Annotated in this window: 7 protein-coding genes; 4 read left to right on the top strand and 3 right to left on the bottom strand. The window is 36.2% G+C overall.

Annotated elements, in window-relative coordinates:
- The 3 genes from P375_RS12035 to P375_RS11150 form a co-directional block, all read right to left on the bottom strand.
- Positions 1-2,315, bottom strand: a 2,315-nt coding sequence (locus tag P375_RS12035; RefSeq protein WP_156962343.1) for a hypothetical protein, incomplete at its 3' end; no start/stop codon positions are given.
- On the bottom strand, positions 2,284-2,472 hold the full coding sequence (locus P375_RS11155) for an ESPR-type extended signal peptide-containing protein (RefSeq protein WP_039137088.1): 189 nt from the start codon (positions 2,470-2,472) through the stop codon (positions 2,284-2,286). The genes P375_RS11155 and P375_RS12035, both read right to left, overlap by 32 nt.
- 442 nt (positions 2,473-2,914) lie before the next feature.
- Positions 2,915-4,630: a protein-disulfide reductase DsbD gene (locus P375_RS11150; protein WP_039137085.1), complete on the bottom strand. Its 1,716-nt coding sequence runs from the start codon at positions 4,628-4,630 to the stop codon at positions 2,915-2,917.
- Positions 4,631-4,750: 120 nt separating this feature from the next.
- On the opposite strand from P375_RS11150, the gene P375_RS11145 reads away from it, so the two are divergent.
- The 4 genes from P375_RS11145 to P375_RS11130 are packed head-to-tail and all read left to right on the top strand — an operon-like array spanning position 4,751 to position 6,787.
- Positions 4,751-5,491 carry a hypothetical protein gene (locus P375_RS11145; protein WP_039137082.1) on the top strand — a complete coding sequence of 247 codons (741 nt, stop codon included), beginning with the start codon at positions 4,751-4,753 and terminating at the stop codon, positions 5,489-5,491.
- Positions 5,488-6,036 (top strand): septation protein A, encoded by a 549-nt coding sequence (locus tag P375_RS11140; protein ID WP_039137081.1) that lies wholly within the window; start codon positions 5,488-5,490, stop codon positions 6,034-6,036. The genes P375_RS11145 and P375_RS11140 overlap by 4 nt, the downstream gene beginning before the upstream one ends.
- Positions 6,033-6,488 (top strand): acyl-CoA thioester hydrolase YciA, encoded by a 456-nt coding sequence (gene yciA / locus P375_RS11135; protein WP_039137079.1) that lies wholly within the window; start codon positions 6,033-6,035, stop codon positions 6,486-6,488. The genes P375_RS11140 and yciA overlap by 4 nt, the downstream gene beginning before the upstream one ends.
- Positions 6,489-6,490: 2 nt before the next feature.
- The gene (locus P375_RS11130) at positions 6,491-6,787 is read left to right on the top strand and encodes a YciI family protein (RefSeq protein WP_039137077.1); all 297 of its coding nucleotides are present in this window, start codon (positions 6,491-6,493) and stop codon (positions 6,785-6,787) included.
- The last annotated feature ends 333 nt before the right edge of the window (positions 6,788-7,120 follow it).

Here is a 7,120-nt window from a genome sequence, read left to right as displayed (position 1 = left end):
TCACCATTAGGTCCTTGTACTTTATCACCCACTTTTTCAGCAACATAATATTTGCCATCAGAACCTTTTACTAAACGCTCGCCATCTTGGTTTGTATAAACCACATTGCCTGCTAAACCATCTCGTAAAGCATGAATTTGTTCTGTTAGGCTTTTGCCATTTAAGCCATCATCCCCCGCAGGCGAAGTTTGTGCATTCGGTGCGTCAGCTGGAGCAGTACCAATTTTGTCATTAATATTTTGTAAACTTTTATTAACATTATCAGGTAAATTATTTAATTTCTCTTTTAAATCGCTATCTAAATCAATGGTTAAGGTTTGCCCTGTTGCTTTTGTTGTAACATAACTAGAAGTTCCTAGTACTTTAAGAGCTTGTTTTTTTAAATCAACTTTAGTATTAGTATCATTTGCTACATCGACTCCCACAGTAGGATTATTATCCCCTCTGAATGCCAAAGAAGAACTTAGGCTACTGGTAGCCTTGTTAATGGCTTTAGCAATATCGCCCGCAGACACCAATTTATTTTTATTTTCTTCTGTTACGGAAACAGCACCTGTGGTTTCATGATTGTCTAAGTCTGTGGTTTGTACATTAAATTTTACTGTTGCTGTATTATTATCAGCAGACATTACCACACTTGCTGTAGTTAGATCTCCATTAGCAAAGCTTACTTTTTTGCCTGCACCAATATCCCCTTTATCTGTGCTGCCTTGTTGAATTTTCCAACCAGAATTTACCGTAGTTTCGAGAGTGCTTACTTTAGCTAACGTATCTTTGGTTGTTTGATCAAGGGAAATTAGCACATCATTTCCAGAAGCATCGGTGGTGATTCCACCATTAGCAGCCCCTTTAATGCCAAAGCTAGAGCTTGTTTGGCGGTTTATCCCATTAGTTAAACCGGTATTTCCACCTAGCTTGATTGTACTATCTGCAATTTTCTTAATTGCCTCATGTACGGTGTTTTTCTTTGTCCCTCCAATATTAGAAAAACTCAACTGACCTAATGTATCGCCATTTGTTTTAACAACTGCCGCATTATCGGCACCTAAATTGTCGACAAGCGTTGTGGCTAAATTACTTAACGCAAGATTAGTGCGATAAAGTTGTGAACCATTAACGGCATCCATTGAAGTGGCACTTAATTTACCTGCGGCAACGTGTTGTAATGTTCTGCCCCCTGCTGGTCCAATGCTAAATACACTTGTTGGACTACCGCCAGAAAAGCTACCAAAGGCTAATCCGCCAATTGTCTCTGAAGTATAAGAAGTTGTGCCACGCGTTTTGTTGCCGGTTGCAACGGTGGATTGATACCCAATAACCACAGAATTATCATTACCCGTTGGTAAGCTGATTTCATTACCTAGTACAAGAGCATTCTGTGATTGATTTGAAGATCCATTCCCTAAAACAATGGCATTTTGTGCATTCGCTTTGGCTTCTTTACCAATTGCAATCGCCTCTTCTTCCCAAGCTTTAGCTTGATAACCTTGGGCAATGGTATAATTTGTTCTTGCCACAGATTCTGTGCCTACAGCCAGAGCAGCCGTGCCGTTAGCCACGGTCTTCACCCCAATAGAAGCAGAACGATCACCTAAGGCAATGGCTTTCACCCCTAAAGCTGCATCTTCAGAAGCTGAGGCGCTGTTGGTGGTGATTTTACTTTGTGTTCGGTCCGTTGTAGGATCAATTAATTGATACTTTAAGCTATTCTCCGCTGGCTGAGTGATTGTGCTATAACCATCGTTATTAATATCATTAAATTTCGTTAAATCTAGTTGGTAATTCCCTAAAGCATTGGAGAATGTTCCCATTGCCACAGAGGCTTCGCCCATTCCTTTTGATTCGCTACCAATGGCAACGCTATAGCTATCTCGAGCAACAGAACCTGCTCCCACGGATAATGCATTTTCGCCACTGGCAATGCTCTTCATTCCCAGAGAAACAGATTGCAAACCAAAAGCAGAAGATTTAAAACCTAAAGCGACATTATCGCCTTTATTATAATTACTTAGTTTATTAGAATTTGTGATGAGATGAAATGCCTGTCCTGAAGACTTTGAATAAATCTGATCAAAAGAATCAGCTAAACCAAAATTGGAATTTAAAACTGAACTTCCTTTCGCATTGCTGAATGCCCCGTAAGCGGTATCTCCAGTACTCCAGCCTATAGCAGTTCGTCCGACCACAGTACCATTATTTCCAGCAGGATGTTGTCCATCTTTACCTACATATGCAGCATCTCCATTTGTCTCTCCTGCACCAATAACAATTGAGCCAGCTACACTACTTCTTCTTTGCCCCCCCCCCTGCCGCATAATCAGTTGCTACAGCAACAGAAGATAAAGATGTTAAGATTACAAGTGTAGTTAATTTCTTCCCTTTATTTGCTTTTCCTTTCCCTTTTGCTAATTCTGAAACCACTTTAAATAAGCCTAAAATCGGGTCAAAAATAATTTTATAAACTTTGTTCATTGCAATGCTCCATAAATTCCTAATTGCTATTCTTCAAATGAAAAACAGCACAATTTTGACTGTTTTTGTTTCTTGTAAAAAATCCGTTTCTTACGAAAAATGTGATTAATACAAAAACGAAATATTTCAAAAAATCTGAATGTTACTCAAATATTGTACAAAAATGTCGGGGATTTTATAGACATAAATGAAATATAGATATAACTCATTTTAGTTATGTTTGTTATAAAATGGCTATTGATGAAATAGGTATGTAAAAATTTAAATAAGAAAATCAGTACTTTTAAATAGTTTTCTAATACAAAAATAAGTTTAAACTATTTACAGCAGTCATTTAGCTTACTTTTCCTATAAATTTTCCGGTAGATGAGAACTTATTCTTAATATTCTAATATGAAAATTTACTATCCTGTTTTTTACTATGAACAATTTGGAAAAAATATTACTGTTTTCCTTGAATTTTTTTCAGCCAGTCTAAAAATGGTTGTGCTTCTAAAAAGCCGGTAATACGGCTATTGGCAATTTCATTTCCCTGTTGATCAAAAAAGAGAATGGTTGGTAAGCCTAGCACATTATATTTCTTACTTAATATCTGATTTTCTACACTATTTTTTGTCATATCGACTCGAATTAATAAAATTTGAGATAACTTTTGTTGTACTTGTGGCTGATTAAAGGTTTTATGTTCAAACTCTTTACAAGCAACACACCAATCGGCATAAAGATCAACCATCGCTATTTGGTGCGGATTTTGTCGCAGCTGCTGTTGTAATTGATTAAGTGAAGTTACAGTGATAAATGTTTTATTGCTATTACTACCATTGCTATTTTGCCAATATTGTTGCCAACTGAAGTAAAGCGGAGTGGTAGATAAAACAATGCCGATAAGAGCAAAAAGCTGCCAAAAACGATGTTTTTTACCAACGATAGTAATAAACCAACTAAAAGAAGAGATACCCAATAATAACCACAAAATCTGTTCCCAATAAGTCGGTAAAATACGGGAAAGCAGAATAATCGGCAATGCTAGCAGTACAAAACCGAAGGCAACTTTCACATTTTCTAGCCAAGCGCCGGATTTAGGTAGAATTTTATTGCCGAAGATGGTAATTGCAATTAATGGTACGCCCATTCCTAAGGCTAATAAATAGAGTGTTAATGCACCGGTCAGTAGATCACCGGACTGTGTGACATAAAGCAGCGCTGCTGAAAGCGGTGCAGATGTACAAGGTGAAGCGATTAAACCAGCAATAGCACCCATTATAAATACGCCACCATAAACACCAGCAGATTGTTTTTGACTTAATGCATTCAATTTAGTTTGCCAGCTAGAGGGGATTTGTAAATTAAATAAACCGAACATAGAGCAGGCAAGCAGAATAAATAAAAGCGCAAAGAAAGCCAATACATAAGGGCTTTGCAACCACGCTTGTAAGGAAAGCCCGACAGCAGCGACAGCTAATCCTAATAATGCATAAGTGAACGCCATTCCTTGAACATATACAAAACTGAGTAATAGTGCTTTAGCTGTATTAGCACGTTGTTTTTGCCCAATTACCAATGCTGATAGTAAAGGCAGCATAGGCAATACACAAGGGGTGAAGGCTAAACCTATACCGAGTAGAAAAAACCAAAATGCAGCATATTTGCTTTGGAATAACTGTTGAGTGAGAGATGTTTCCTGATTATTTGTCGTATTTGTGTTTAATGTATCGTGGTTTAATAGCTCTGTAAGCTGTATTTGTCGTGTTTGTGGTGGATAACATAAACCTGCGGTACACCCTTGATAGCTCACTTCTAAACTGCCTTCTGCGTGGAAAACACCTTGTTTTGGTAACAATTTGATTTCTAAGCCCTGTTCATAGACTTGTGTATTACCGAAATAGGGATCTTGATGACTTTTTTCTACAATTGGCTCAATTTGCTGTGTAAATGCAATATTTTCACCTTTAACCTGAATTGTATGTTTATAGAGATAATAATTGGGTTGAATCTCCCAATGTAGGATGATTTGTTGTGCTTGTGCCTGTACTGAAAATGGAAATGCTTGTTCGACAGTAAGAAATTCCGCTTTTTTATCAAATAGACCTGCATAAGCACTAGAAAATAGGTTAACAAGGAAAATGATACAAAAAAGTTGCCAATATTTTTTAATCATAAGTCAGCTATCACACATTAAAATATTAAAGACACGAAGTTTAGCATACTTATGCTGAATTTCTTACTTGAAGTTGCTATACTCTTGCTGTTTTGACTTATGTAATAGACAGAGGAAACAATGCCTATCAACTTTTTTCGTATTTTCCAAGAAAGTGGTTATTTTGTTCGCAATCGCTATCCGATTGTGATCACCTTTACCGTTTTATTTGCTTTAAACTCATTGGTATTTCAACTTATAGTGAATTCATACGGTGGTTTAGAAAAATTATTGTCTACTCCGACTTTAATTCCGTCATCACTTGTTTTTGCCGCATTCATCAATTTGTTTTTAACGTTGTTGTTTACGGTTTGGTTTATTTTGACAGTCGATCAAATTTTAACGAATCGCATCAGCGATATGTTCCTTTATTTGGGGGAAGCGTTAAAAAAAGTATTTGGTTTTGCCGGCTATAATATTATTTTGTTGCTGGCTTTTTTCCCAATGTTTATGGGGTTGAGTGCTTTAACTATTTCAAATGATGTAACTACATTAGTGATCAGTGCTATTGTCTCATTTGTTATCAGTGGTTATTTTTTAACTAAAGTAGCACTGTTGCCGTTTGCTTATTTATTGGAACCGGAAAAGCAGGGCTTAGGTAAATTGTATCAATTAATTAATCAACGTCGTCAATGGAAAGCTATTCTAGGTTATCTTTTTTTGGTTTATGTGCTACCTATGATGGTTAGCAATCAATTAATTTTATTGTTAGGCAAAAATTTAGTGGTGGTTTCAACCATTCTCACTGCTTTTATTAATCTGTTTTCGCTTATTTTTGCTTATCGTTTTTATCGTGTGTTTATGAAAAAAGTATCATTATGAAACAACTATTAGAATTTATTCCACTTATTCTCTTTTTTGCCGTTTATAAATTTTTTGGCGTGCGTGAGGCGGCAATTACCTTAATTATCGCCACAATGATTCAATTTGCGATTTTGAAAATCAAATACGGCAAAATTGAGAAATCACAATGGATTATGGCAATAGCTATCATCTTTTTCGGTAGTTTGACAGCCTATTTTAATGATCTTGAATTTTTGAAATGGAAAGTCACCATTGTTTATGCATTATTTGCTTTGATTTTATTAATTAGCCAGTTTGGCTTTAAGAAATTATTGATAAAAAGTATGCTAGGCAAGGAAATTGAACTGCCACAGAAAGTATGGGAAAACCTCAATTTAGGATGGGGAGTTTTCTTTATTATATGTATGTTGATTAATATTTATGTCAGTCTGTTTTTATCAGATGATATCTGGGTGGATTTTAAATCTTTCGGCTTTTTTGGTTTGACTTTGGCAGCATCACTATTAACCGGTGTTTATATTTATCCGCATCTTGCACAACAAAAAAATAGGGATGAAAAATGAGTACGACAGAGCGTGTGCCAAGTGGCACTTTGTTGTTAAGAACATTGGCAATGCCTTCTGACACCAACGCCAACGGTGATATTTTCGGCGGTTGGATTATGTCGCAAATGGATATTGGTGGTGCGATTTTAGCTAATGAAATTGCACATCGGCGTGTGGTTACTGTACACGTTAATAACATTACATTTCATAAGCCGGTGTCGGTTGGTGATATTGTATGTTGTTACGGACGCTGTACTCGAGTTGGTAATACTTCGTTGCAAATAGAAGTGGAGGTGTGGGTAAAACACGCATTTCGAGATTTTGTTTCCAAGCGTGATTTAGTAACTGAAGCTGTATTCACTTATGTTGCAATAGATGAATACGGCAAGCCTTATCCTATTCCGAAAGAAAATAACGTAGAATTGGAACAGGCATTGCAAATGATTAAACAACATCAAGATAAGGAGTAATTATGTACTATGTGATTTTTGCCCAAGATTTACCCGACACTTTAGAACAACGTTTAGCAGTGCGTGAAAAACATCTCGCTCGTTTATATGCATTGCAACAACAAGGACGTTTATTAACTGCTGGCCCGAACCCAGCAATTGATGATGAAAATCCGGGGACAGCCGGATTTACTGGTTCAACAGTTATTGCTGAATTTTCTTCTTTGGCAGAAGCACAAAATTGGGCGGCACAAGATCCTTATGTAGAGGCAGGTGTTTACGGTGATGTGATCGTAAAACCTTTTAAGAAAGTGTTCTAATGATTTTTGTATTTTACAAAATTTAATTGTTTAACAGCTAGACGAAACAAGACCGCCTTAGAGCGGTCTTGTTATTTTTGGGCATATAGGACAAAATAGTTGGTCTTTTTGCACTTTATGCCTTTATAGGACAAAATAGTTGGTAAAGATTATTCTGGATGATCTTTACCAGCTTTTTTTATTTAAAAAATCCTGTATAAACAGTATTTTATGTTTTCTTGTTAAACCACTGTGAGGGCGTAATTTGTCCTTAAGTTCTTTAAATAGCCCTTCAATCCTATTTGTTGTCTTTTCAATATTTAATTCTGGATATTTCTCATAGGTAAAAATATA

The sequence above is a fragment of the Gallibacterium genomosp. 2 genome, assembly GCF_000771895.1.
GTDB lineage: Bacteria > Pseudomonadota > Gammaproteobacteria > Enterobacterales > Pasteurellaceae > Gallibacterium.
Note: the sequence above shows the minus strand (reverse complement) of the source record. Positions and strands in the feature narration are given on the sequence as shown.

Excerpts from the sequence above, each read along its gene's own strand:
- P375_RS11155 (WP_039137088.1), bottom strand. The coding sequence starts at position 2,472 with ATGAACAAAGTTTATAAAATTATTTTTGACCCGATTTTAGGCTTATTT.
- P375_RS11150 (WP_039137085.1), bottom strand. The coding sequence starts at position 4,630 with ATGATTAAAAAATATTGGCAACTTTTTTGTATCATTTTCCTTGTTAAC.
- P375_RS11145 (WP_039137082.1), top strand. The coding sequence starts at position 4,751 with ATGCCTATCAACTTTTTTCGTATTTTCCAAGAAAGTGGTTATTTTGTT.
- P375_RS11140 (WP_039137081.1), top strand. The coding sequence starts at position 5,488 with ATGAAACAACTATTAGAATTTATTCCACTTATTCTCTTTTTTGCCGTT.
- yciA (WP_039137079.1), top strand. The coding sequence starts at position 6,033 with ATGAGTACGACAGAGCGTGTGCCAAGTGGCACTTTGTTGTTAAGAACA.
- P375_RS11130 (WP_039137077.1), top strand. The coding sequence starts at position 6,491 with ATGTACTATGTGATTTTTGCCCAAGATTTACCCGACACTTTAGAACAA.